General features: G+C 62.3%; 22 protein-coding genes. 8 read left to right on the forward strand and 14 right to left on the reverse strand.

Features of this window, described 5'->3' with window-relative positions; genetic code table 11:
* Nucleotides 1-7 precede the first annotated feature (7 nt).
* From J7J08_RS10805 to J7J08_RS10820, 4 genes are read left to right on the forward strand one after another with little or no spacing between them, the layout of a single operon-like run.
* Nucleotides 8-1,576, forward strand: coding sequence for a glycosyltransferase family 2 protein (locus J7J08_RS10805; protein WP_343237727.1), 1,569 nt, complete (start codon nucleotides 8-10; stop codon nucleotides 1,574-1,576).
* A 26-nt stretch (nucleotides 1,577-1,602) separates the two neighbouring features.
* Nucleotides 1,603-2,826, forward strand: a complete 1,224-nt coding sequence (locus J7J08_RS10810) for a hypothetical protein (RefSeq protein ID WP_343237725.1) — start codon at nucleotides 1,603-1,605, stop codon at nucleotides 2,824-2,826.
* A gap of 19 nt (nucleotides 2,827-2,845) precedes the next feature.
* Complete coding sequence (locus J7J08_RS10815) at nucleotides 2,846-5,131, forward strand: hypothetical protein (RefSeq protein WP_214905113.1); 2,286 nt, start codon at nucleotides 2,846-2,848, stop codon at nucleotides 5,129-5,131.
* A gap of 34 nt (nucleotides 5,132-5,165) precedes the next feature.
* Nucleotides 5,166-6,167, forward strand: a complete 1,002-nt coding sequence (locus J7J08_RS10820; protein ID WP_214905116.1) for a glycosyltransferase family 2 protein — start codon at nucleotides 5,166-5,168, stop codon at nucleotides 6,165-6,167.
* A 54-nt stretch (nucleotides 6,168-6,221) separates the two neighbouring features.
* Here the strand turns inward: J7J08_RS10820 and J7J08_RS10825 are convergent, their stop codons facing one another.
* The 13 genes from J7J08_RS10825 to J7J08_RS10885 all read right to left on the reverse strand — a co-directional run bounded on the left by J7J08_RS10825 (nucleotide 6,222) and on the right by J7J08_RS10885 (nucleotide 20,346).
* Nucleotides 6,222-7,940 carry a hypothetical protein gene (locus tag J7J08_RS10825; RefSeq protein WP_214905120.1) on the reverse strand — a complete coding sequence of 573 codons (1,719 nt, stop codon included), beginning with the start codon at nucleotides 7,938-7,940 and terminating at the stop codon, nucleotides 6,222-6,224.
* Nucleotides 7,937-8,347, reverse strand: a complete 411-nt coding sequence (locus J7J08_RS10830; RefSeq protein WP_214905123.1) for a GtrA family protein — start codon at nucleotides 8,345-8,347, stop codon at nucleotides 7,937-7,939. Before J7J08_RS10830 ends, J7J08_RS10825 begins: the two co-directional genes overlap by 4 nt.
* Nucleotides 8,348-8,621: 274 nt before the next feature.
* Nucleotides 8,622-9,923 (reverse strand): NAD(P)/FAD-dependent oxidoreductase, encoded by a 1,302-nt coding sequence (locus J7J08_RS10835; RefSeq protein WP_214905126.1) that lies wholly within the window; start codon nucleotides 9,921-9,923, stop codon nucleotides 8,622-8,624.
* A 27-nt stretch (nucleotides 9,924-9,950) separates the two neighbouring features.
* A complete protein-coding gene (locus J7J08_RS10840; RefSeq protein ID WP_214905128.1) occupies nucleotides 9,951-10,895 on the reverse strand; it encodes an NAD-dependent epimerase/dehydratase family protein in 945 nt (314 codons plus the stop codon).
* Between the two features lie 29 nt (nucleotides 10,896-10,924).
* Nucleotides 10,925-11,596: a class I SAM-dependent methyltransferase gene (locus J7J08_RS10845; RefSeq protein WP_214905132.1), complete on the reverse strand. Its 672-nt coding sequence runs from the start codon at nucleotides 11,594-11,596 to the stop codon at nucleotides 10,925-10,927.
* 27 nt (nucleotides 11,597-11,623) lie between these two features.
* Nucleotides 11,624-12,355, reverse strand: a complete 732-nt coding sequence (locus J7J08_RS10850; protein WP_214905135.1) for an SDR family oxidoreductase — start codon at nucleotides 12,353-12,355, stop codon at nucleotides 11,624-11,626.
* A gap of 2 nt (nucleotides 12,356-12,357) precedes the next feature.
* On the reverse strand, nucleotides 12,358-13,665 hold the full coding sequence (locus J7J08_RS10855; protein ID WP_214905138.1) for an FAD-binding oxidoreductase: 1,308 nt from the start codon (nucleotides 13,663-13,665) through the stop codon (nucleotides 12,358-12,360).
* Entirely contained in the window at nucleotides 13,662-15,053 is a 1,392-nt protein-coding gene (locus tag J7J08_RS10860) for a UbiA family prenyltransferase (protein ID WP_343237728.1), read from the reverse strand. Before J7J08_RS10860 ends, J7J08_RS10855 begins: the two co-directional genes overlap by 4 nt.
* Nucleotides 15,054-15,166: 113 nt before the next feature.
* On the reverse strand, nucleotides 15,167-16,156 hold the full coding sequence (locus tag J7J08_RS10865; protein WP_214905141.1) for a lysylphosphatidylglycerol synthase transmembrane domain-containing protein: 990 nt from the start codon (nucleotides 16,154-16,156) through the stop codon (nucleotides 15,167-15,169).
* A gap of 122 nt (nucleotides 16,157-16,278) precedes the next feature.
* Nucleotides 16,279-18,090 (reverse strand): LTA synthase family protein, encoded by a 1,812-nt coding sequence (locus J7J08_RS10870; RefSeq protein ID WP_251006576.1) that lies wholly within the window; start codon nucleotides 18,088-18,090, stop codon nucleotides 16,279-16,281.
* Nucleotides 18,091-18,222: 132 nt separating this feature from the next.
* Nucleotides 18,223-18,603 carry a GtrA family protein gene (locus tag J7J08_RS10875; RefSeq protein WP_214905143.1) on the reverse strand — a complete coding sequence of 127 codons (381 nt, stop codon included), beginning with the start codon at nucleotides 18,601-18,603 and terminating at the stop codon, nucleotides 18,223-18,225.
* A gap of 58 nt (nucleotides 18,604-18,661) precedes the next feature.
* A complete protein-coding gene (locus J7J08_RS10880; protein ID WP_214905145.1) occupies nucleotides 18,662-19,600 on the reverse strand; it encodes an electron transfer flavoprotein subunit alpha/FixB family protein in 939 nt (312 codons plus the stop codon).
* Entirely contained in the window at nucleotides 19,600-20,346 is a 747-nt protein-coding gene (locus J7J08_RS10885; protein ID WP_214905147.1) for an electron transfer flavoprotein subunit beta/FixA family protein, read from the reverse strand. The genes J7J08_RS10880 and J7J08_RS10885 overlap by 1 nt, the downstream gene beginning before the upstream one ends.
* Before the next feature lie 258 nt (nucleotides 20,347-20,604).
* On the opposite strand from J7J08_RS10885, the gene rfbB reads away from it, so the two are divergent.
* The 4 genes from rfbB to rfbD are packed head-to-tail and all read left to right on the forward strand — an operon-like array spanning nucleotide 20,605 to nucleotide 24,000.
* Entirely contained in the window at nucleotides 20,605-21,660 is a 1,056-nt protein-coding gene (gene rfbB / locus J7J08_RS10890) for a dTDP-glucose 4,6-dehydratase (RefSeq protein WP_214905149.1), read from the forward strand.
* Nucleotides 21,661-21,671: 11 nt separating this feature from the next.
* Nucleotides 21,672-22,559 carry a glucose-1-phosphate thymidylyltransferase RfbA gene (rfbA, locus tag J7J08_RS10895; RefSeq protein WP_214905150.1) on the forward strand — a complete coding sequence of 296 codons (888 nt, stop codon included), beginning with the start codon at nucleotides 21,672-21,674 and terminating at the stop codon, nucleotides 22,557-22,559.
* Nucleotides 22,556-23,113: a dTDP-4-dehydrorhamnose 3,5-epimerase gene (gene rfbC / locus J7J08_RS10900; protein WP_214905151.1), complete on the forward strand. Its 558-nt coding sequence runs from the start codon at nucleotides 22,556-22,558 to the stop codon at nucleotides 23,111-23,113. Before rfbA ends, rfbC begins: the two co-directional genes overlap by 4 nt.
* Complete coding sequence (gene rfbD / locus J7J08_RS10905; protein WP_214905152.1) at nucleotides 23,110-24,000, forward strand: dTDP-4-dehydrorhamnose reductase; 891 nt, start codon at nucleotides 23,110-23,112, stop codon at nucleotides 23,998-24,000. Before rfbC ends, rfbD begins: the two co-directional genes overlap by 4 nt.
* 80 nt (nucleotides 24,001-24,080) lie before the next feature.
* Here rfbD and J7J08_RS10910 read toward each other — a convergent pair whose 3' ends face one another.
* Complete coding sequence (locus J7J08_RS10910) at nucleotides 24,081-25,484, reverse strand: mannose-1-phosphate guanylyltransferase/mannose-6-phosphate isomerase (RefSeq protein WP_214905153.1); 1,404 nt, start codon at nucleotides 25,482-25,484, stop codon at nucleotides 24,081-24,083.
* Between the last annotated feature and the right edge of the window lies 1 nt (nucleotide 25,485).

The following is a 25,485-nucleotide window of genomic DNA, read 5'->3' on the forward strand; positions in this document are numbered from 1 at the left end:
CATCGTGATGCCGGTTTGCAACACGCCCGAAGTGTTCCTGCGGGAGGCCATTGCCAGCGTTGAAGCACAGACTTACTCCCACTGGGAGCTGTGCGTGCATGACGATGCATCGGATCAAGCTCACGTTGCGCGGATCCTGGGCGAGCTTTCCGCGCGCCTGCCCAATCTGAAGGTGTCGCGGTCAAGCGTACGCCAGGGAATTGCGGCCACCACCAATGCAGCCGTGTCATTGGCCCAGGGACGGTGGATCACGTTCCTGGACCACGATGACCTGCTGGAACCGGATGCGCTTGCCGCTGTCGTGGCTTCACACATTCAGACCGGTGCCGGGATTGTCTACACGGACCATGATGTACTGGGCGATGACGGTAATCTGCGGCATCCGTACTTCAAGCCGGATTGGAACCTGGACCTGTTCCTGTCGCAGATGTACCTGGGGCATCTCACAAGTTTCGAGGCCCAACTGGTTCGTCAGGCAGGCGGCCTGCGCAGTGGGTGTGATGGCTCGCAGGATTATGATCTGGTGCTGCGGTGTGTTGCCGCTGGCGCGACCGTGGCGCATGTTCCTCGCGTTCTGTACCACTGGCGCGCACATGCAGGCTCCACTGCAGCCAATGCCGATTCGAAGCCGTACGCTCACGACGCAGGCAGGCGCGCTCTGCAGGACCACGTGGTCAAGCGCCATGCGGGCGCGCGGGTGGACGACGGCGCGAACCTGTTCTGTTACGACGTCCGCTATCCGTACGCGGACCGCGGACCACTGGCGAGCATCATCATTCCTACCCGCGATGGGCTGGATCTGCTGCGCACCTGCGTCGAGTCGCTGTACGCCAAAACACAGTATCGCGACTTCGAGATCATCGTGGTGGACAACGGTTCCACCGAGCCAGCTACGTTGGCATGGCTCGAGGGGATGTCCCGGCGTGACAGCTTCCGGGTGATCGCGGCTGACGTACCGTTCAACTGGTCGGCGCTCAACAATCTGGCGGCGCGGGAGGCGCGCGGCGAAGTGCTGGTGTTCCTCAACAATGATACTGAAATCATCGATGGAGAGTGGTTGCAGCGGTTGGCTGAGAATGCACTTCGCCCCGACGTTGGCGTATGCGGGCCCCTGTTGCTTTACGGTGACCGGACCATCCAGCACGCTGGTGTCGTCCTGGGCATGGGAGGCTGGGCCGACCACGTATTCAAGGGCGAGGCGCCGGTCCACAACCAGAATCTGTTTGTTTCCCCGGTTCTCCAGCGCCAGGTGCTTGCCGTTACCGGAGCATGCATGGTGGTCGCACGCGAAACCTTTGAAGCGCTGGGCGGGTTCGACGAGTCGTTCATCGTCTGCGGAAGTGACGTTGAGCTATGCCTGCGTGCGTACGCGCGCGACCTCGCCACGGTGTACGTTGCTCGTTCGGTCATGATCCACCACGAGTCCAAGACCCGTGACCCCCGCGCGATCCCAGAGAGTGATTTCGTGCGCTCCGCGCAGGCCTATTCGCCGTACCGGGAGGAGGGCGATCCGTTCTTCAGCCCCAACCTGAACTACATGGCGTCGTCGCCCAGGCTGCGCGAGGAAGTCCAGTGAGTCGCATTGGTCACCTGCTCCGTCGAATGTCCGCGCGACTTGATGCCAGCGCGCCGGGCGAGGCCAAGCCCAGCACGCACGTAGGGGAAATAACGCCTTGTCCGCCCCGGCACGACCCGTGGATTGGCAAGCGACTGAACCTTGTGCTCCCGTCGATCAACAAGCAGCACTACTTCGGCGGCATCCATACAGCGGTGCTCATCTACCGTGAGCTCTGCCGGCATTTCCCGGCCTCGCGGATCATCCTGGTGGACAGTGCGCCCGATGAGGAGGCGCTTTCCCGCTTCGCCGACCACGTCCTGGTGCCTGCCAGCGAGGCATCGACTGCGTTGCGGCAGATCGTTCCGTTCAACGACCGTTACCAGCGGACATTGCCGGTGGCCGGCGAGGACATCTGGGTCGCCACCGCCTGGTGGACGGCGTATGCAGCCCAACGCCTGTCGCAGTGGCAGGGCGAGAACGCAGGAATCGACCGGCCGTTGGTGTATCTGGTACAGGATTTCGAGCCCGGGTTCTACGCGTGGTCCAGTCAGTACGCGCTTGCACTCAGCACCTATCGCTGCAATCGTGATATCGGAGTATTCAATACTGGGCTGCTTGCCGATTTCTTCGAGCAGAATGGCATGTGCTATGAGCGCCGGTCCGTGTTCGAGCCGGTCCTGCACGACGGGTTGCGCCAGGCGTTGCAGGCCGCACGGGCCCGTCCGCAGCCTCGCAACCGCCGCATCGTGGTCTACGCGCGACCCGGTACGCCGCGAAACGCATTCGAGTTGATCTGCGAAGGGTTGCGCATGTGGGGATGGAAGGACCCTCGTGCTGCACAGTGGCAAGTCGCTGCTCCGGGTGAGCTTCGCGAAGACCTGGACCTGGGGCCGTTTGCGCTCAAGGCCTTGGGCAAGCTGGGCATCGATGCATATGCCGAACTCCTCTCGACCTCGTCAATCGGTCTGTCGCTCATGGTTTCGCCGCATCCCAGCTATCCACCGCTGGAAATGGCGGCATTCGGCATGCGGGTAATCACCAACCAGTACGGCAATAAAAACCTCGAGCAGACCACGCGCAACGTGGTGTCGCTGGATGCGATGACGCCCGAGGCAATATGCGCGGCGCTCATTGCTCAGGTGGACGCCAGCGAGAAAGAAGGGATGGCTCCTGGTGCACTGGCGGGGGACTCTCATCCCTTGCTGCTGCCAGGGATGTTTGATCGTGTCGCCAACGATGTAATGGAAGCCCTGCGCCTTACCGCGTAACGCAAACGGAAGCGAGTGAGTGATTACTGTCCCTGTCCTGCACCCGGCCGGTGTACTGCTGCGCCGGTTCATCGTGCCAATCGTGGCAGTCATGCTGTGCCTGCCGTTCCTGCAGAGTGCAGCCCAAGCGCAATTCCTGCTTCTGCTCGCGGTGTCCTTCACCGGCATGGTCTGGCTGGGCGATCTGTGCGCTCGATGGTGGCGCTTGGAGGTAATGCTGGCGTCGCCGGCGTTGTTTGGACGTGCGTTGTTGGGGCAGTTCGTCCTTTTTGTGGTGTGGCTGTGCGCAACGCCGATAACTTGGACGTGGACGCACCTGGCAGGATTGCCCCATGCGCTGTCGATACTGATTCTCGGCGTAGTGCTGTCCAGCGTGGTGTGGCAGCGGCGGCGAGTCTGCCGCTGGCTGCGCAGCTCGCCGGGCCCCGGGGCCGCATGGCTGGCGCTGTTCGTACTGGCATTCGTGGCGCTCGCGAAGGCAGCAACCCACTATTCGTTCACTGCCGGCGCGCTCGGCCTGGACACGCACCAGCACATTGCGTTTACCCTGGATCTGTTCAATGCAGGCTATCCCAAGCTGAGCGCTGGCCAAACGGATTGGCTGGAAAAGTATCCAAAGATGCTGCACACGCTCGCCGCCCTATGGGCCTGGCCCGGGTTCGGTGCGCACATCGGCCCATTCGTGAAGATCCAGCCAGTGCTGCAGGCGACCCTGGCTGTGTTCGCATTCATGGAGCTGGTGCTGCTGTGGCTTGAGCGGCGTCAGCTGGCGCCGATCCTGCAACAGGCCTGGGCAGCACTGCTGGTAGTGGCTCTGGGCTACATGATCGTTCGGGGCACCACGTTCCTGTATCCCGTCGAGGACCTCAACAGCACCGGTCGACTGGCCGCTTTCTCCACGTTGCTCCTGCCCGTATGGCTGGCCATGCATGCCTGGTTGGAGCCGGCGGCCGCGCGTCGTCCGTGGGTCCTGGCCTGGCTGGGGCTCGCGTTTGCGGGCGCGCTGGCGGCAAAGCTGAATCCCTCGCTGGCCATCAGCTTCACCAGCTTCACGGTTCCCGCCTGGCTGATCGCAGTGTCGATGCTCTGGTGGCGTGCACCGGGAATCCGCGGCAAGGTAGTACTCCCACTGCTCGGGCTATGCCTGGGCGGCGTGCTCGGAATCGTGGTGCTCCTTTGCGATCCGTACTACCTGCACCTGCTTGCCGAAGCGCTGCCTTCCGTGCGCCATGTCGTTGAACACTCGCTCGGGTTGAATCTGCTTGCTCCCTCGGAAGTGATGCCACACGCCGGCCCCACATGGGAGCGCATGAAGGTCGTCCTGTGGTGGGAGTTGTGGTACGGCCCGCAGCCAGGGGTTGGCTTCCAGTACCTGCCGAAATCGCTGCAGGTGATGGGGCAATGGCTGCTTCCCTTCATGCGTGCAGCCGTAGCAGTCTCGTTCGTGGTCTGCGTCGGGATGCTCACTGTCGCCCCGGCCTCGGTTCGTCAGGAACGCCGATTTGGAATGCTGCTCGCCGTGCAGCTGGGTCTGGTGATTGGCGTAGCGGCGGCGCTTCGGATGTCCAACATCGTTCAGCTTTCGCTGGGCCATGAAACGCTGGAGGCGAGCCTTCTCAGCACCTATACCGGGCGTTATGTCGGGTTGCTGAGCATGTACGCTATGTTCCTCCAGGTGGCCCTGGCGCTATCGGTCCTGCTGTTGGCGATCGACTCCCTGTTGGCGTGTCTCCGTCCCGAGTGGCATCGGCGGCGATGGCTGCAGTGGGCTGCATTGACAGTGCTCGGCGTGTCGGTCCTGGGCGTTGTGATTGGGTTTGTTCGCCAGGACATCAAGGGTGTCACGCCAGCCGATCAGGGCTGGACCTTCCCCATCAGCGAAGAGGGGGTACGCGCATTCCAGGCGGCTGAGCGCCAACTTCCCGAAGATGCGGTGGTGCTGGCTCCCGCTTACGCGATCGTGCTCAACGGGCGCGAGGACTGGGTACTACCATCCATGTACGTCACGCCTTACCTGCCATTCGCGCAGCGCGACTATCTGTTCAATGTTCGGATCGGTTCTGGCTACGGATACCAGGCCAAAGATCTGCGGGATCTGTTCTGCCGCTGGCAGCCCGAGGAGACGCGCGCCTTCCTTCGCCGGGCGGGCGTCACCCATCTGCTCGCGCATCGATGGGAAGGGCAGAGCGACGCACGGGTTCTTGATGGACAATACTGCCTTACCGGGTACCGCCAGCTGGGTGCGGTCGGCGAGGCAGTGGCCACTGGGCCGGACGGCCTGGTGTTCTATCAGCTGCACCCTTGAGACGATCGCCGGAATGCATTTGGAGAATACAGAGATGGGCGCAGTAGACACACGTGGCCATCAGGTTACGTCGCACCGGATCGCGGTGGTGGTTCCAAGCTATAAAGTGACCCGCCACATCCTCGGCGTGCTCGCGGCTATCGGCCCGGAGGTCGATGCCATCTACTGTGTGGATGATGCCTGTCCGGAGCAGTCCGGGCGGTTCATCGAGGCGAACAGCACCGATCCGCGGGTGCGTGTCCTGTACAACGCCGTCAACCAGGGTGTTGGCGGGGCCACCATGGCCGGGTATCGTCAAGCTGTACTGGACGGCATGTCGGTCATCGTCAAGATTGATGGTGACGGGCAGATGGACCCTGCGTTGCTGCCGATGTTTGTGGCGCCCATTCTCAATGGGGACGCCGATTACACGAAGGGAAACCGGTTCTGGGATCTTTCCCACATCGCGCGCATGCCGCTGTTGCGTCGAGCAGGAAACCTGGGCCTCTCCTTCCTGGCCAAGGCGTCAACCGGCTACTGGCGCTTGTTTGACCCGACAAATGGCTATACGGCCATCCATGCTGCCGTTGCAGATCGCCTGCCGATGAATGCCATCAGTACACGCTACTTCTTCGAAACGGATGTGTTGTTCCGCCTGAATGCCATGCAGGCCGTCGTAGTGGATGTGCCGATGGATGCGTTGTATGGCGACGAAGTAAGCAACCTGAAAGTACGCCAGATCTTTGGCGAGTTTGCCCTCAAGCATGCTCGCAATTTTCTCAAGCGAATAGGCTATCGCTACTACCTGCGTGACCTCACCATCGCATCGTTCGAGCTTGTCGCAGCGTTGATTCTTCTTTCCGGTGGTATCGCGTACGGCGGTTGGAACTGGATCCTCGCGGCAAGTGCGGGGGTGTCCGCGCCGATCGGCACCGTCGTGCTCCCCTCCATCGCCATCGTTAGTGGATTGCAGTTCCTTCTCGCATTCCTGAGTTACGACATCTCCAATCAGCCGGTCAGGCCTGTGCACGATTCGCTGGCCCGGCTCCGTCGCTGATACCGTGCAACGCGTTCCTGGATACCGGCAGGAACGCGTTGCACGCCAGGATCTCTATTTGTAGTTGAACGCGCCGCTGCAGATGCCGGGGACAACAACCTTCATTTCGCCCGCTATCAAGCGGGAGTCCGGCGCATAAAGCTTGAATGGCGAGCCATACATCTCGCCGCCCTCCTGCCTTTCGGGTTCAGCAAGGATGCCGCGGCCGATCACGGTGCCTTCGGCATCGAGTAGAAACAGCGGGCCGAGACCTTCGCCAAGATACTTGTCCACAAGGCCTCCCTGGAGCCGCGACCACCCGTTGGAGTTGGGAAGGCCAGTCCGAACTGGCGGCACGACTCCGCAGCCAGTGCTTGGCGTCGGTCCGTAGGGCTTGCCGATGCTCTCTCGCGCACCTTGCAGCCAGGGCCGCGCAAACACGGACAAGTCGAGGTCGGATGATGCACTTGCAATCTCCAGCACGCGTGCGCTGTCGGGATAAGTCCAGAGGATCTGTTCATCATCACGTGCTCCCACCTCCAGCGCCATGGCAGCCGTAACCCTTTCAAAGTCCACCAGCGGGTTGTGTTTCATCGCGCCAAATTGCAAGGGGAGAAAAGCAAGCGGAATGAGCAACAGCATGCCCGCCCACTTCCCCCGCGCCCACGCGTATCGTTTGCACAGCTCCGCCACGCCCAGAATGAGCACGCATGAGAGAGCCAGTAGCGCGGGAGTCGTGTACCTGCTTGCGACGGCGCTATCCAAGCCAAATACCAATCGGCTTCCTGCGATCGCGAATGCTGACACGCCCAGGTAGCCAAGGAACAGTGCAAGCACCAGCTCCAGATCGACGGTGACGTGTCGTCGGAGAAGCGTGGAAATCGTCAAAAGGGTCGCCGACAGCGCGATGGCGGCGCCACACGCCACGGCAAGGACCACGTTCGGTGCGGAGCCTGGCACCAGATGCGCGAAGGGGCTCCCCAGGTATGCAAACAGGTACCACATTACGCCGCGAGGGGCATTCTTGAGCGTTTCGGTGAGCGAGCCGTGGCTACCCGGCGAAACATACCCGTGGAAGTACACTGCGCTGATTGCAATGGCAACAAGCAGTGCGATCAACACACGCTTCCAACCTTGACGGCCAATCACACACCCTGCCAGCACCAACCAGCCTGCCAATACGCCGTTCGCCATGCTCCCGGAAGCGACGGTGGCCATGGCAAGAGAGGCGGCGAACCAGACTGTGCGATGAGACCGGGAGCCACTGGATCGCCAGAGTAGCAGGAGGCTGCCCAACGGCAGCAATTGAGCCAGGAAGAACTGACTCTGGAAGCCCCAGGTCAGATTATTCTCCTGGGTCCAAAGAAAGGACAAGCTTAGAATGACGGCGGCCGTAATCTTCAGGGCAGGCGGCGTTCGGGGGGCGATACGGCAAGCGCACCAAGCCAGCAGACCAAAGGTCGCCGCCGCAAGGATGTAGTTGACGGCAACGAGAAACACCGCACTGCCGCCGAAGAAACGAAGATCGGTGAAGAACAGGATCCGCCCCAGAACGATGCGATGCTCGTTGTGCTGCGCCCACCAAGCCGATGGGTCCGTCTGCTGGTGCATGTAGAAGCCGAGTGCGCCATCCCACATGTCCCAGAATGGCACTGGACTATGCGCGTGTGCGCCAGCGATGATTCCAAACATCGCGTATATCGCTGCAAGCGCGAATCCTGTGCTGGCGAGCGGATTGTCCTTGATAAAACCTATCGCGCCCTTGCGGCGACTAGGAAGTGGGCTGGACATCATGGATGGGGCTCCTTTGTAATTCTGAAGGTCAGGTGCTTGTGGCCAAAGTAGCTCACTACCGCAGGCGCGGCGATGCCCAATGCATGCGCGATCGCCTCAGGGTGGAACAACATGCCAAACCATGGAAAAACGTAGTGGGTAAATGCAAGGCTTATCAATAGTGTTTGAAGCAGCGCAAGCATATTGACGGCGACAAACCAGGACAGCTGGTGGCCAAGCGGCTTGCCAGCATCCTTGAACACATAGGTGCGATTAAGAAGGAATGCAGTGGCCATGCCCACCATGTAAGCAAGCACAATCGCGTACACGTAGGCCATCACGTGGCTGAACAGAATACGAGAGCAGAAATTCGCCAGCGCGGCAAGGCCGCTGGCAGCGACAAACAGCATGAAGCGTCGTTCGATCATTGGCGTAAGGGAAGTCTCGAAAGGTCCAATCAGGAGGGGCGTGCCTATAGGAGGTGACAGGCCCCATTGGGTGAGTGTGTTGTCATGCACGCTGTAGTGAGCAAAATCCGGCTTGGACCATCTCGGCAGGTATCCTGGGAGTGTCTCCACAATCTGCGACCCGAGAGGCGATGACTTGGTGCCTTGGAGAGGGGCGCCAATGCGGATCTACGCCCCGACAGTGCACGAAGACTCTTGTCTGCTCGCACGGAAGGTGATGTCCTTGCAAGATGGATCAGGGTGCCTGCGTACTCGCCGTTTCAGCGAGGCGCACGCCGACGGCAATACTCTCATTGATTGAGCGGTCTTCCGGGTAGTAATAGGCAGTATCAGCCATATAGAAACCGGAAAGCTGGGTCGTCATCGGCGGGAGCATTTCCTGGAATCCAGGCGGGCAGATCGTCTGTGCGTACTCATAGCGGTGGCAATGACTCGCACGGATCCATTCCGGCTTGAAGGCTGGGTTGATCATGGGCAAGTAGCTGATTACCTCGTCAATGAGCTGCTGGTTGGTCCATTGCCACTTCGGATGCGTCTTGGGCATGTAATAAGGCGCGTACACGATGTGCTCACCCGCGCCCTTGCCTGGATTGAGGTTGCTGTACTCGATGAGGCCTGGAATGGCAATGCGGTCGTCGCTTATGTTCATCCAGAAATTCTCGCTGACCGGATGCGTGAGTTTGAGGATGACGCACGCAACTGGAATATTCTCGATTGCGGCTACCTGCCTGGAGAATGCCGGCGGCAGCCCCGGTACCAGCCCCGGCACGTACTGGATCGGTGCAGTGGATACCACCACGTCATACGGCGTATGCGAGGTCGGGGTGCGGATCCCGGTAACTTTTCCCGACGCCGAGGTAATCTCGTCGATCGGCTGTCCGAGGTGGAGGTTGCCACCCAAGCGGCGAACCTCTTCAGCCATGCGCTCCAGCAACACGGCCGATCCACCTTCCAGGTAGCCCATGCTTTCATTGAAGATGTTGCGCCGCGAAAGCGCAACGCGCTTGATTCGGGTGCCGATCCACGACGCCGACAAATCGTTCTGGTACTCAAAGAACTTCAACGCAAAGGCCTTTTCCCACATCACCTTGTAGGCCTTTGGCCCGATCCAGCGAGTGATCCACTCGCGCGCGTTCACCCTGTCCAGCGCGGCCCAGTCTTTGATTCCCTTGGTGTGCATTACGTGCAGGGCATAGCGGACCTTGTCGACCAGGCCCAGGTGCGGGAAGCCGAGCAGCGCGAAGGGCGTTCCCCACTTGTGCAGCTTGCCCTGGTAGTAGTAGCCCATCTTCGTGTCCGTCCAGTGCAGGCGATCGGACAGCTGCATCTCATCGAGAAGTTTGAACAACGGGTAGTCGGTCTTGCAGATGAAGTGGTAGTACCGCTCGATGCGCAAGCCGTCGAAATCGAAGTCCGCCGACATCCCGCCAATGCGATCATCGCGTTCGTATATGTCGACCTGGTGGCCCTTCCTGAGCAGCTCCAGAGCTGCCATGAGGCCCATGGGGCCGCTGCCGATGATGGCAAAATTACTCATTCTCTTTTCTTCCGAATCTGAGTTGGGTCAGCGCTGGAGCACGATGTGGCTGTAGCTTGGATCGGTGTAGCTTTCGCGGATCGCCGCTTCGAACGGGGTCTGGCGAACGCCGAAGACGGTCTCGGTATCGACGCCCTTGAAGTCATCGCCTGCGCTGAGCGCCTTCAGTTGATCGGCTGTGAATGGCGGCTTGTTGCTGAAAAGCGAATATGTGCGGAGCAGGAAGGCGAAGAAGCCGATGGGGATGTGGATGATCAGCGTCCTCAAGTTCTTGACCCGCTTGATGGTGCGAATGATGTCTACGTAGTCCACCCGGGTGTCACCGACGATGTCGAATACCTGGCCATCAGGCTCGGTCTCAATGCACTTGGCGATACAGCGGCAAAAGTCGCGTTCGTACAGCGGCTGCCGCATGAAGCGGCCATCACCGGGAATCGGGAACACGGGAGTGCGCGCCATGAAGCGCGACAGCCAGCCCAGGTGCTTCGGGTCGAACCAGCCGAACATCAGCGTGGGCCGAAGGACGCAATGGGGCTGGCCGCTGGCGACCACCATCGCTTCCTGATCTCGTTTGGTACTGGTGTAATCGTCCTTGGCCATGGAGTTCACGACCGATGAACTGATATGCACCATGTAAGGTACGTTGGCGGCCCTGCATGCCGCCAGCACGCGTTCGGTGGCGGTGATGTTGTTGCGCACGAACAGGTCGCTGGTCTTGCCCGTGATCTGCGCATGCAGCTGTACTACCAGGCGCGCGTCTTCGAAGGCACGGGTCCATTCGCCCGGTTCAGCGAGATCGGCGAGGATCGTCTTCACGTCCGGGTGCAGCTTGCGCAGGATCTTCAGATTGTGCTCGTGCTTGTCGATGGCCACGAGCTGGGTGTAACCCTGCTGCTTCATCTCGACGATGAGGTTCTGCCCCACCAAGCCCGCGGCGCCCGTCAGGACGATCTTGTCATTCTTCTGTGCCATGGACGAACTCGGGTACCTGTATGGAAGGATCAGCCTGGCTTGTAGGCGACAACCAGGGCCTGCTTGCCCAGGATGTGCCACGCCAGCGGGATACGGAGGTAAAGGGAAACCAGCCACGGCGCCTGCGGCAAGCGGCTCTTGGTGGTGTAGGGCAGGAAGCGGGGAATGACTACGCGCGGCTCCAGGCCTGCCATCAGCACACCTTCCACCAGGCTCCGATCACTCAGCGCCGTATGGTGGTCGAAGTAGTCCCAGTACTCGTCATACAGAAAGCGGATGTTCGGTTGCAGGATGATTGCGCGGCCGCCAGGCTTGAGCATGCGGGCAGTTTCGCGCAGTGTCTGCAGCACCAGGTCTTTGCTCGGCAGGTGTTCCAGGAAGTTGCTCATGAATACGGCATCGACGCTGCTGCTCGCAATGGAGCTGACTGCCGTGCACGATTCGTTAATGATCTCGATGCCGCCTGCAGCGAACCTGCGAACGTCGGGATTCAAATCCACTGCTATCTTCCGGCCGGCAGGGATGTTGTTGATGAACTCGCAGTAGCCCGCGCCAATGTCCACGACGGCGTCACTGGCGCCGACAAAACGGTTGAAGTACTGAGTACACAAGACGCGCCAGATGCGGTTCTTGTTTGCGAGTTCTTCTTTCGGAAAACGGTTTTGATAAAGAACGTCAAGATCGTGGTCGATATCAGGCATCGCAGACGGTCCTTTTTCTAATGAGATTCAAAGGGAGATACGGCGGAAAACGAACTCTGGAATGTTCTTGATGACCATCATGATCGCCCACCAGAAGCCGGGCAGGTAAACCACCGCACGACGGCGGTCGGAGGCGCGCACGATACCCTGTGCGACCCTGTCTGCTGACGCCCACAGAGCGCCCTTTTTGAAAGCCTGGGTCATGGGAGTATCCACGAACCCGGGCTTGATGTTCAGTACGTTGATTCCCTGCTTGCGCAGGCGCTGGCCCTGGCCGCTCAGGAATGCGGTGACCGCGGCTTTGGCGCTGCCATACAGGTAGTTGCTGGCGCGGCCACGGTCGCCGGCCACCGAGGAAATCACTGCCAGATTGCTGCCGGGTGCCAGGCGCTGGGCCAGCGCGGTGCACAGCGCAATGGTGGAGGTGCCGTTGGTGACGAATTCGCGCAGCGCCACGTCCACCGAAGCGTCACAGGCGGCCTGGTCGGGCAAGGTGCCGTGGGCAATCAGCACGGTGTCGATGCCGGTATTCGCTGCCCATGCTGCATCGAGCATGCCGGCATGGGCGGCGATGTCATTCACGTCCAGCGCGTAGGTGCCGACCTGCGGCGCGCCGCGCACGCGCAGGTCGGCGGCGATGGCCTCCAGCCGTGCCGGGTTACGCGCTACAAGGAACACTGCCGCCGAACGTGTCGCGTACAGCCGCGCCACCGATTCGGCGATGGCGGAGGTGGCGCCGATGATGAGAATCTTCTGCATGCTTACTCCATGACCCGGCGCCAGAAGCCGGATGAAAAACGGGGGTCGATATGGGAACTGAAGGTTTCCCAGGCGGGGAACCCCTGGCGGAACAGGGCGGCCGACATCCGCGCATCCTTGGCCGGATACACCGCGCCACCCGCCTCGCTCACGATGCTGTCCAGGCGCTCAAGCATCCTGAACACGTCAGGTCCGGTATTGGGAAAGTCCAGTGCCAGCGTGGTGCCGGGCCGCGGGAAGGACAGCATACCCCGGGCCGGTGCTTTGCCGAATTCCTTCAGGACGGCGAGGAACGAGCCGCGACCGCTCCGGGAAATTTCCTGGAGCAGCGCCGCCGTGGCATCGCGCGCCGTGCTGGGCGGCAGCACGCACTGGTGCTGGAGGAAACCGGCCGGGCCGTACATCCGGTTCCAGTCATTGATGCCGTCCAGCGGATAGAAGTAGCTTTGGTAGTGCGCGACGTGGCGCTTGCTGCGCGCCTGCTGCCGCCAGTAGTACAGGGTGTTGAACGGGCGCAGGGTGAGGCCGTTGACCATCGACACCGGCGGCACGAATGGAATGCTGCGGCGGGGCATCGCGCTCGGCGTGGCCGCTCGCGGATTGCCACGCGCGTGGTCGCCACGCAGGAAATGTCCCCGCCCGAGTTGCTTGCCACTCGCCAGGCAGTCGATCCATGCCACGGTGTATTCAAAGTCGGCCGCCGATTCACGTGACAGCGCAAAGAACACGTCCAGCGAGTCGAAGCGGATCGACTCGGTCTCGATCCACGGACCGGGCACGCGCCGCAGTTGCAGTTCGGCCCAGGTCACCAGGCCAGTCAGGCCAAGCCCGCCGATGGTCGCGCTGAACAACCCGCTGGCATCGGTTTCATCCAGTGACACGCGCAAGCCATCGCTGCGCAGCAGTTCGAAGCAGCGCACGTGGTGACCGAAGCTGCCGGCACGGTGGTGGTTCTTGCCGTGCACGTCATTGGCGATTGCACCGCCTACGGTGGCGTAACGGGTGCCGGGCGTTACCGGTAGGAACCAGCCCTGCGGCAGGGCGATGTCGATGATCTCGGCCAGGGTCACCCCCGCCTCGCAGCGGACCACGCCGGTGGCCGGGTCGAACGCGATGAATCGGTCGAGCGCACGGCTCATCAGCAGGGCGCCGCCCGGGTTGAGGCAGCTGTCGCCATAACTGCGACCGTTGCCGTGCGGCAGCAGGGATTCTTCGGTCACAGGTAGCGCGGCGGCCCGGTCGCTGACCGGTAGCAGGCGTTGGGCTACCCGTGGGTAGCGGCCCCAGCATTGGCCGCTGCCAAGGGTCATATCGCGGCCAGCACGATCAGTATGCACAGCGCGATCACCACTTGGCTGCCACGGTCGGTGGCGGCAAAGACGATTGGGTCATCGTGCATGTTGCCGCGGTGGGCAACGATCCACATCCGACTGGTCCAGTACAGCAGCATCGGACACAGCAACCACAGCACCTTCGGATGGCGGTATAGCTCAAAGCTCTCGGGACTGTTGATGTACAGCGCGAACACCAGCACGCCGATATAGCCAGCGGCCGCACCCAGCGACTGCACCAGCGGCAGGTCTGCCACCGAATAGCCACGGCCCAGCGCCAGCTCCTTGCCGTTGGCCAGGGCCGAGGCCAGCTCGGTGTAGCGTTTGAGCATGGCCAGGCTAAGGAACACGAACATGGAAAATGCCAGAAGCCAGAATGAAAGTTGCGACCCTATGGCCACCGTGCCGCCAATGATGCGCACCGTATACAAGGCTGCCAGAAGCACCACGTCGATCATGACGATGCGCTTGAGCTGAAGGGAGTAGCTCAGAGTCATGACGTAGTAGCAGAGCAGCACAGCGGCAAACTCCAGGCTGCACGCCAAGGCGAGCGCGAAGCCGGCCAAGGCAATCAGCGGGGCTGCCAGCAAGCCATGCAGCAACGGCAGGGTGCCCGCGGCGAAGGGGCGCTTGCGTTTGCGCGGGTGCATGCGATCCGGGGTCAGGTCCAGGAGGTCATTGAGCAGGTAGACGCCCGATGCGCAGAGGCCGAATGCCAGGAAGGCGATGCCGGCGTCCATCAATGCTGCCGGATCCAGGAACCGGTGCGCGGTAAGCAACGGTACCAGCACCAGCAGGTTCTTCAGCCACTGGTAGATGCGCAGGGCCTTGAACCAGGTCATCACCCCGCCATTCTGCGAGGGCAGGTGCGCCAGGACCTCGGTCTCCCGGGCGGCATCGCGGGCCAGCCGCTCTCCGTTGTTGACCACGACCGCCCCTCCGGCGCGGGCCCAGACCTGCAGGTCGACCCGGCCGTTGCCCACGTAGTCGAAACCGCGTTCGCCGAAGCGTTCAGCCAGCGCCTTGCCCTTGTTTCGGCCGGACAGGTTGGTGTGCCCATCGCTGGCGATGACCTCCTCGAACAGGCCCAGGTGGTCGGCGATTGGCTGGACCAGGAGGTGGTCCGAGGCCGTGCACAGCACACGGGGGCGTTGCCGGGTTGTGCGCAGAAGATCCAGTACCCGATCGTCATACGGCAGGGTCTCCGCCGGGAGTTGAACGCGGGAGGCAAGCTGCCGCTTGACTGCAGCCTTGCCGCCCAGCAGCCAGAACGGGATCACGAACAGATAGAACGGGTTGCGGGCCAGCAGCGACAGCAAGGACTCGTAGAGGATGTCGCTACGCAGCAACGTACCGTCGAGATCCACGCAGAGGGCACGGGAATCAGGGCTCAAGACTTGGATCTCCTGCGGCGCCAAGGCGCTCGTACGGTGGGCAAGGGAAAATCCTTGCCCGTCAGTATGGCAGGAGCAACGTGACGCTAGTACTCGTTGCCTCTAGTTCCGAAGACCTCAAGGCCCGCCATGGCCACCATTCCGACGGCAATGGCGAGCCAAAGGGTCACCAGGCGTATGCCCACGGCAACGGCCAATGAAACCTCCACTGGCGCCCCCAGCGCCCCCAGCATCAGCACGATGGCGGCCTCGGTCGTACCTACGCCCCCGGGTACGAGGGATGCCGCGCCTGCCAGCATTGCCAGCGGGTAGATGCCCAGAGCATGGCTCCACGCCAGCGGGATGCCAATTGCATGGCACAGATATGCAAAAGCGGCAGCGGTGAAGAGCCAGGCGAGCGTCCCTATCGCTGCGCCGGGAATCACTACCCTGGGACGAAGGAGGGGGCCCGCCTGGCTGACCCCATCCAGCAGAAAGTGAGCCAGTCGTCTCACGCGGCTACCGGGGAGTCGCGAGGCGATGGTATACAGCGTGGCATTGAGCGGGGGCCACCGGCCGGCCAGGAACAACAGCACCAGAAAGCCCAGCACTGCGAAGGCAAGGGGAACAAAGGCGGGTACCAGCCAGGCTGCGCCGAGCCCGAGCAGGGTCAGCACGACCAGATCCAGGCCCCGCTCGTAGATAAACGTGGTAAGCACCACCGTCGGAGGGACCGCCATTCTGCCGAAGTAACGAATGCGCAGCAGTTCGCCGGCCTTTCCAGGTGAAACAGTGAACGAAAAGCCAGCCAGGTAAGCGCACAGACCAGGCGCCCATCGTATCGCAGCGAACCCCTGGGCTTTAAGCGCCATGCGCCAGCGTTGATAGCGCAGTCCGAAGCTGAGAAGGACCAACGCGGAGCACACCGCCAGCGGGCGACCGAGCTCTGCCAGCCGCATGAAGATGCCATTGCCCCTGTCGATGTAGAGAAGCAGCGCAACGTACAGCCCACAGGTAACCAGCAGAATGACGGCGGATTTCCACCGTGGTGCAGGCGCGTCACGCGTTGGGGAGGTGGCCTCTTGGATCGGGGACATTCGGTGGAAATCCGCTCTGATCAGCGTTGGCTGGTACCGAAAGTCTAACGACATCCGATCCGCGGGAGCGGTTTGCGCTACCGCGGATCGCAGATTCCCCTGACGGGCCGCCCGGTCCCGTTCTAGCGACTATCGATGATGAGATCCATCGACTTGTAACGTTCGATGATGCGCTTGCCTTCGTCGTAATAGTCCTTCTGCGCGGCCGGAACGAGACTCTCGGAATACGAGTCGTTCCCGTCGGTCAGGATGTACTCTCCGCCGATGTTCGAGATCCGATCCAGCGAGCACGATTCGAACAAGGTGCAGCCAAGGAAAAGATTGCGCGATTTGCGCACGTCCAGCAGGCTCAGGATGGTGGGTGCAAGGTCCAGCGAATTTTTCCCGCCCACATCAATCACGCTGTGTTCTATTCCCTTCCAGTACACCAGCAGGGGAATGGTATCCACGAAGTAACCCTTCATCCGGCCATCCGCCTTCACCACATCTGGACTGGGGTACGTGGAGTGGTCAGTGGTGAATACCAGTACCGTGTTTTCATGCAAGGGGCTGGCCATGAACCGTTGCAGGAATTTCCCTATGTCGCGGTCGTAAGTATGGAAGCGGTTCAACATCGGGTTGTCGGCGCCGGCGTACTTTGCCTCGCCATCAAGAAATGCGTGGGTCTGGAAGTTGTATGCTGCCGCAAAAAAACGCTTGTTGCCGGGCAGGCCTTCCAGCTCGGAAAGCATGGCGTCAAACAACTGCTCGTCGGTAAGGTATTTGGGTTGTTTTCCGGGGGCCGTGCGGATGTGATGGTCGTACAGGTAATCGCGTCCCAGGGTGCGGTCAAAACCCAGGGTGTCAATCATCTTGTTGATATATTCCTGTTGGGACAGGAAGAACATGCTTTGGTAGCCCTGCGTACGCAGAATGTCGGCTACGCTGATCCGCGATATGGCGGTGATGTCATGCGAGACATCGCGTTGGCCGATGCCGGTACCTTGCTTGTTGAATCCATCAATCTCCTGGTGGCCAGAGGTCAGCTGTCCGCGAAGGCCGCGGAAGGTGGCTGCGGTGTGGTTGTAGTAGTTGGAGAAGACAAGCGACTTGGCCGCGAGCGCATCAAGGTTTGGAGTCAGCCCCGGGTGCACCCCGCCGTAAGTACCCATCCAGCGTGCCGACATGCCCTCGGTAAAAATGACGATGACATTGGGATGTTCAGGCAGGCCTTTCTTGAGATTTTCGGGGAACTCGCTGTGGTATGTGGTGCGGCGGGAGAAGCTCTTGCGTGCCTCGATCATCTCTGCCGCACTCAACTGGGCGTGGGCGTTCATCCCCGCATAGGTGGCCACCGCGCGAAGGAAGGACGAAACCGGTGCTTCGCCACGGGCCACGACAATGCCGCGCGCCAGTGGCTGCGAGTGGATGGCTGCCGCGTAAACCCCGCCGGTGATGACAATGGCCAACAACAGAGGGCGTGCGGACCAGTTATCGTCCCCAGTCCTGCGCAGTACCGCGTTCAGGAAAGCGGCAAGAAGAAACAGCCCGATCAGCAGGTAAATGCCGTTGAACGAGATGAGGCCGGTGACTTCATTGTTCGCGAATGCGATGGGCGGGATCATGCCGCCAGATATCCAGATGGAATACAGCTGCCCGATATAAATGCAGCCGGCGGCGGCCATTGGGACAAGTGCAATGGCCCTCATCCATGCGCGACGAGGGCGCAGGGCCAATCGCGTCATCATTTCCAGCAGCGCCAGCTCCAGGATGCAGGTTGCGGAGAACCAGGCCAAGTCCGGAACCGAATAGAACTGCCGCATCCGGATAATGACTGCCAGGGTCAGTAGTGCCGCTACCGAAGTACCCCATCCGGGCAGAAAAGCATTTGAAGCCAGGTTTTTTTTTGTCATCAGCAACCGGGAGGAGTCCAGCCGTTCCTCCAACATCTCCATGGTTCAGTTGGGTCGTTGCGCTGGAGTCCGATCCGCCCTGTGCGGTCGGCGCGTGATGATAGTGCATCTGTCACGAAGTTGACATATACCATTGGTAATGGGAGAGATTCGTCGGCTTGTAAAGACGATCTGCTAATCGGCAGACTTGAACACCAGCCGCGAGAAGATCAAATAATTCCAGGCTGCGACCATCCCCATGGTCACGAACTTTGCGGCCAGTGGATGGAACCCGGCCGGTCCTGCCAACAGGAAAATGGCCAGGTTGCTCGCACATAGATTGATCGCTGCGACGAATCCGTACTTGGCGAGCTCGCCTCCCATAGGTCCGCTGCTGCGAAATACCCAGTGACGGTTCATCAGGAAGCTGACAACGAAGCCACAGCCGAAGCTTGAGGATTGATTGAGCAGAAGCCAGTCGCTACCCAGGACAAGTTGCAGAACGGCAAACGCGGAATACTCAACGGCAGCCGCTGACCCGCCGGAAATCAGAAACCGCAGCACCCTCAGTTTCATGTCGGCTCCGGTAATGCCAGGGTGCCGCAACGGCACCCTGGCATCCCAACGATGGATATCAAAGCGCCGCTTCCAGCTCCGGCAACAGCGTGAACAGATCGCCCACCAGCCCGATGTCGGCAATCTCAAAGATCGGCGAATCCGGGTCCTTGTTGATCGCCACGATGGTGCCGGCGTCCTTGATCCCGGTCAGGTGCTGGATCGCACCGCTGATGCCCACCGCCACGTACAGTTCCGGCGCAATGATCTTGCCGGTCTGGCCCACCTGCAGGTCGCTGGGCACGTAGCCGGCGTCCACCGCAGCACGCGAGGCGCCCACGGCTGCACCGAGCTTGTCGGCCAGCTGGAAGATCACCTTGAAGTTCTCTTCCGAGCCCACGCCACGGCCGCCGGAGACCACGCGCTTGGCGCTCTGCAGGTCGGGGCGGTCGGTGGCACCGGCGGCCAAGCCGATGAAGCGGGTGTGGGTCGGCAGGGCCGCGTCCACGCTGGCCGCTTCCACTGCGGCGCTGCCGCCGGTGGCCGCTTCCGGCCAGGACGCCGCACGCACGGTGGCCACCACGATCTGGTCGGCCGGCAGGTCCACGGTGATGATCGCGTTGCCGGCGTAGATCGGGCGCTTGAAGCTGTGGCTGCCTTCAACGGTCATCAGGTCGGACACCTGGTTGACGCCCAACAGCGCGGCCACGCACGGCATCAGGTCCTTGCCGAAGGTGGTCGAGGGGCCGAACACGTGGGTGTAGCCCTTGGCCAGTTGCGCGATCTGCGGGGCCAGTACCTGGGCCAGCGCCTGCGCATTGGCCGGGTTGGCCACGGTCAGTACCTTGGCCACGCCTGCCAGGCCGGCCGCTTGGGCGGCGACGGTGGCTGGATCGGCAGCCAGCACCAGCACATCGATGCTGGCGCCGCTGATCGCAGCGGCGGCGCTGACGGTCTTGGCGGTAGCGGCGTTGAGCTTGCCGTCATGGTGTTCGGCGACAACGAGGATCTTGGTCATTACAGCAACCCCTTCTGCTTGAGTGCGGCAACCAGTTCGGCCGCGTCCTTGACCATCACGCCCTTGCTGCGCTTGGACGGCGCGGCGTACTGGGTGGTCTTGAAGGTATCGGCGGCATCGACGCCGAGATCGGCCAACTGCAGGCTCTCCAGCGGCTTGGCCTTGGCCTTCATGATGTCGGGCAGCTTGATGAAGCGCGGCTCGTTCAGGCGCAGGTCGGTGGTGACCACGGCCGGCAGGTCCACTTCCAGCGTTTCCAGGCCGGCGTCGACTTCACGCGTCACCGTGGCCTTGCCGTCGGAGATCTCCAGCTTGCTGGCGAAGGTCGCCTGCGGGCGGCCCCACAGCGTGGCCAGCATCTGGCCGGTCTGGTTGGCATCGTCGTCGATGGCCTGCTTGCCCAGGATCACCAGGTCCGGCTGTTCCTTCTCGACCAGCTTGAGCAGGGTGCGCGCGGCGGTCAGCGGCTGGATGGCCTGGTCGGTGACCACGTGGATGGCGCGGTTGGCGCCCATGGCCAGGCCGTTGCGCAGGTGCGCCTGGGCGTCGGCCGGGGCGATGGTGGCGACGATCACCTCGGTGGCGATGCCCTTGTCGCGCAGGCGCAGGGCTTCTTCCAGCGCGATTTCATCGAACGGATTGGGGGACAGCTTGACGCCGTCGGTGACCACGCCGGAACCGTCCGGCTTGACCTGAATGCGGACGTTGTAGTCCACCACGCGCTTGTACGCGACGAGGATTTTCATCTGGTGCGGGATCCTTCAATAACGGGGAACGTCCGGCGCCTGGGAAGCAACCGGTTCGGGGGTGGGACGGTGATTCTAACTGTCCCCGCGCTACCATGCGAATGCGTATGGAAATGCTGCGCTGCAGTATCGCGACGCTTACACCCGGCCGTATGAACGGGTTGAAGACAGTCTGAAACACAGCTGCATGTATGCTGTAACGCTCAATCGGGTGCCGTACTGGTGCCCTTAAGAAGAAACCGAACTGGAGAACGGGAAGTGCCCACATGGCTTGTAACCGGCGGAGCCGGATTCATTGGCGGTAATTTTGTCCTCGAAGCTGTCGCCAAAGGCGTACGCGTCGTCAATCTGGACGTCCTTACCTATGCGGGCAATCTGAAAACCCTGGCCCCCCTTGAGGGCAACCCGGACCATGTGTTCGTCCAGGGTGATATCGGCGACCGTGACCTCGTGGCCCGCCTGTTGGCCGAGCACCGGCCCGACGCGGTGTTGAACTTCGCCGCCGAAAGCCACGTGGACCGCTCCATTGATGGTCCCGGTGCCTTCATCCAGACCAACGTGGTCGGCACCCTGGGGCTGCTCGAAGCCGTTCGTGACTACTGGAAGGCACTGCCGGCCGAGCAGGGCGCGGCGTTCCGCTTCCTGCACGTGTCCACCGATGAGGTGTACGGCACCCTGGGTGAAACCGGGAAGTTCAGCGAAACCACCCCGTATGCGCCCAACTCGCCCTACTCGGCGTCCAAGGCTGCTTCGGACCACCTGGTGCGCGCATTCCACCACACCTACGGGTTGCCGGTGCTGACCACCAACTGCTCCAACAATTACGGCCCGTACCACTTCCCGGAGAAGCTCATCCCGCTGGTGATCGCCAAGGCGCTGGCCGGCGAACCGCTGCCGGTCTATGGCGACGGAAAGCAGGTACGCGATTGGCTGTTCGTGTCCGACCACTGCGAGGCCATCCGTACCGTGCTGGCCAAGGGCCAGGTCGGCGAGACCTACAACGTGGGTGGCAACTCGGAAAAGGAAAACATCGAAGTGGTGCACGCCATCTGCGCGCTGCTGGATGCACGCCGTCCGCGCGAGGACGGTCAGCCGCGCAGCAGCCAGATCACCTACGTGGCGGACCGTCCCGGGCATGACCGCCGCTATGCGATCGATGCGAGCAAGCTGAAGGATCAGCTGGGCTGGGAGCCGAAGTACACCTTCGAGCAGGGCATCGGCTTCACCGTCGACTGGTACCTGGACAACCAGGAGTGGGTCAATGGCGTGCTGGATGGCAGCTACCGCCTGCAGCGCATCGGCACCACGGCCTAAAGGATCCATATATGACGCAACGCAAAGGCATCATCCTGGCGGGCGGCTCCGGCACGCGCCTCTATCCGATCACCAAGGGCGTCAGCAAGCAGCTGCTGCCGGTGTACGACAAACCGATGATCTACTACCCCCTCAGCGTGTTGATGCTGGCGGGAATCCGCGACGTGCTGATCATCAATACGCCGCACGAGCAGGCACTGTTCCAGACCCTGCTGGGTGACGGTTCGCAGTGGGGCATGAACATCGAATACGCCGTACAGCCGAGCCCCGATGGGCTGGCGCAGGCGTACCTGATCGGCAAGGATTTCGTCGGCGGCAAGCCCAGTTGCCTGGTGCTGGGTGACAACATTTTCCACGGTCACGGTCTGCGCGAAGTGCTGCGCAATGCCGACCAGCGCGAAACCGGCGCAACCGTGTTCGGCTACTGGGTGAACGACCCTGAGCGCTATGGCGTGGCCGAATTCGACAAGGCCGGCAAGGTGATCGACCTGGTGGAGAAGCCGGCCAATCCGCGCTCGAACTATGCGGTCACCGGCCTGTACTTCTACGACGGCAATGCCAGCCACCACGCCGCTGAGCTGAAGCCTTCGCCGCGTGGCGAGCTGGAAATCACCGATCTGAACCAGCGCTACCTGCGCGAGGGCAACCTGCACCTGGAAGCGCTGGGTCGTGGCTACGCGTGGCTCGATACCGGCACGCACCAGTCGTTGCTGGAGGCCTCCAACTTCATCGAGACCATCCAGACCCGCCAGGGCCTGCAGGTCTGCTGCCCCGAGGAGATTGCGTTCGGGCAGGGTTGGATCACTGCCGAGCAGCTGGAAGCGCTTGCTGCCCCTCTCATCAAGAATGGTTATGGCCAGTACCTGCATGCGATGGCCGTGCGTGGAGTTGTTCCGTGAAAGTGATTGAAACCAAGTTGCCCGGTTGCGTGGTGATCGAGCCGGCGGTATTCGGCGACGAGCGTGGCTTCTTCTTCGAAACCTGGAACGCAGAGCGGTTCGGCCAGCACGGCCTGCCGACGAAGTTCGTGCAGAGCAACGTCTCCACCTCCGCCAAGGGCGTGCTGCGTGGCCTGCATTACCAGTGGCCGCGCCCGCAGGGCAAGCTGGTCAGCGTGCTGGAAGGCGAGGTCTATGACGTGGCCGTGGATATCCGCCGCGGTTCGCCGACGTTCGGCCAGTGGGAAGCGGTGGTGCTGAGCGCCGAAAACAAGAAACAGTTCTGGATCCCGGAAGGGTTCGCACACGGTTTCGCCGTGCTGTCCGAGCGTGCGGTGTTCAGCTACCTGTGCACCGAGGTCTACCTGAAGGACTTCGATGCCGGTGTGCGCTGGAACGACGCCGACATCGCGGTGGACTGGCCGATCAGCGGCCCGACCCTGTCGGCCAAGGACGAAGCCGCGCCGTTCCTGAAAGACATCGCCGAAGAGCGCCTGCCGGTCTTCACCGCATGACGGTGCTGGTGTTTGGCGGCAACGGTCAGCTGGGCCAGGAGCTGCTGCGCGCGCTGGCACCGCTGGGGCCCGTGGTGGCGACCACCCGCAGTGGCCTGCTGGCAGATGGAAGCCCGTGCGAGGTTGCCGATTTCAACGCGCCCGACGCATTGACTGCGGTGCTCGAACGCATCCAACCGGCGGTGGTGGTGAACGCTGCCGCCTACACGGCCGTGGACCGCGCCGAAGGCGAGCGTGATGCCGCCTGGCGTGCCAATGCCGAGGCGCCGGGCGTGATTGCGCGCTGGTGTGCGGCGGCAGGCGTGCCGTTGGTGCATTACTCCACCGACTATGTGTTCGATGGGCAGGGCCGCCGTCCGTATCGCGAGGACGATGCCACCGCACCGCTGGGCGTGTATGGCGAAAGCAAGCTGGCCGGTGAGGACGCCGTGCGGGCGGCCGGCGGCCGCCACCTGATCTTCCGCACCGCGTGGGTGTACGCCTCGCACAGCGCCAACTTCCTGCGCACCATGCTTCGTGTGGGTGCTGAACGTGATGTGCTGCGCGTGGTCGCCGACCAGGTGGGAACGCCGACGCCGGCCGCGCTGATTGCCGACGTAACCGCGCAGGCGTTGCAGCACCCGGGCGCGCTTTCCGGTACATGGCACCTCACGGCAGAGGGCGAAACCAGCTGGCATGGATTTGCCGAAGCCATTTTTGCCGAGGCGGTGGCCGCAGGAAAACTGGCGCGCGCACCAACGGTCGAGGCGATCACCACCGCCGAGTATCCCACCCCGGCCAAGCGGCCTGCCTATTCGCACCTGGACGTGGCCAGGATCCAGTCGGATTTCGGCATCGCGCTGCCCAGCTGGCAGGACGGGTTGAAGCGTGTGATTGCTGAGATGTGAGCAGCCACGCAGGGCGTGGCTCTACGCACAAGAAAGAAACCCGGCATCGCCGGGTTTTTTGTTGGGCGTGCGCCAGCGGCTCAGCTGCGGCCGTACGTATCTTCGAAGCGCACGATGTCATCTTCGCCGAGGTAACTGCCCGACTGCACTTCGATCAGCTCCAGTGGCAGCTTGCCCGGGTTGCGCAGCCGGTGGGTCACGCCCAGCGGGATGTAGGTGCTCTGGTTCTCGCCCAGCAGGATCACCTCGTCACCGCGGGTGACTTCGGCCGTGCCGCTGACCACCACCCAGTGCTCGGCGCGGTGGTGGTGCATCTGCAGGCTCAGCGTGCCGCCGGGCTTGACCGTGATCCGTTTGACCTGGAACCGCTCGCCGTTGTCGATGGAATCGTAGGCGCCCCAGGGGCGGTACACCTTGCGGTGCCAGGTGGCTTCAGGACGTGCGTCGGCCTTGAGCCGCGCCACCACCTGCTTGATCTCCTGCATGCGATCGCTGCGGCCCACCATCACCGCATCATCGGTCTCCACCACGATCACGTCATCCAACCCGACCAGTGCGATCAGGCGCTCACCATAAGCGTAGGTGTTGCGGCAGTCGATGGCGATGACGTCGCCATGATGGGCGTTGCCATCGGCGTCCTGCGCCGACACATCGCGCAGCGCGGTCCACGAACCCACGTCATTCCAGCCTGCATCCAGCGGCACTACCACGGCATCGGCGGTCTTTTCCATCACTGCGTAGTCGATGGAATCGGCCGGCACCGCCGCGAAGGCGTCCTTGTCCAAGCGGGTGAAGTCGGTGTCCCGCCGCGCCAGCTGCCAGGCGTTGCGGCTTGCGGCCAGCATGGCCGGCTGGAAGCGTTCCAGTTCGGCCAGGTAACGCGAGGCCTTGAACAGGAACATGCCGCTGTTCCAGAAATACCCGCCGGACTGCACGTACTGCAGCGCGGTGTCGGCATCGGGCTTTTCGACAAACCGGTCCACCGCGCGCACGGCATCGCCGGAAGACGCCTTGATGTAGCCGTAGCCGGTTTCCGGTCCCGTGGGCACGATGCCGAAGGTGACCAGCTTGCCGTCGCGGGCGGCAGGCAGTGCACGGATCACGGCGGCACGGAAGGCCGCCTCATCCGCGATCACATGGTCCGACGGCAACACCAGCAGCAGCGGGTCGCCATCGTCCAGCGTGGCCTCGAGTGCCGCCACCGCGATGGCCGGCGCGGTGTTGCGCCCGACCGGTTCCAGCAGGATGGCCTGCGGCTGCACGTCGAGCTGCTGCAGCTGTTCGGCGGCGACGAAACGATGTTCCTCGTTGGCCACCACCAGCGGCGCACGCCCGGCGATGGGGGCCACGCGCTGCCAGGTGGCCTGCAGCATGGTCTGCTCGCCGGCCAGTGCCAGGAACTGCTTGGGGTAGGCCTCGCGCGACAGCGGCCACAGCCGCGTGCCGGAGCCGCCAGACAGGATCACTGGAAGAATGTCGTTCATC

The sequence above is a fragment of the Stenotrophomonas sp. ISL-67 genome, from assembly GCF_018612915.1.
Taxonomy (GTDB): Bacteria; Pseudomonadota; Gammaproteobacteria; order Xanthomonadales; family Xanthomonadaceae; genus Stenotrophomonas.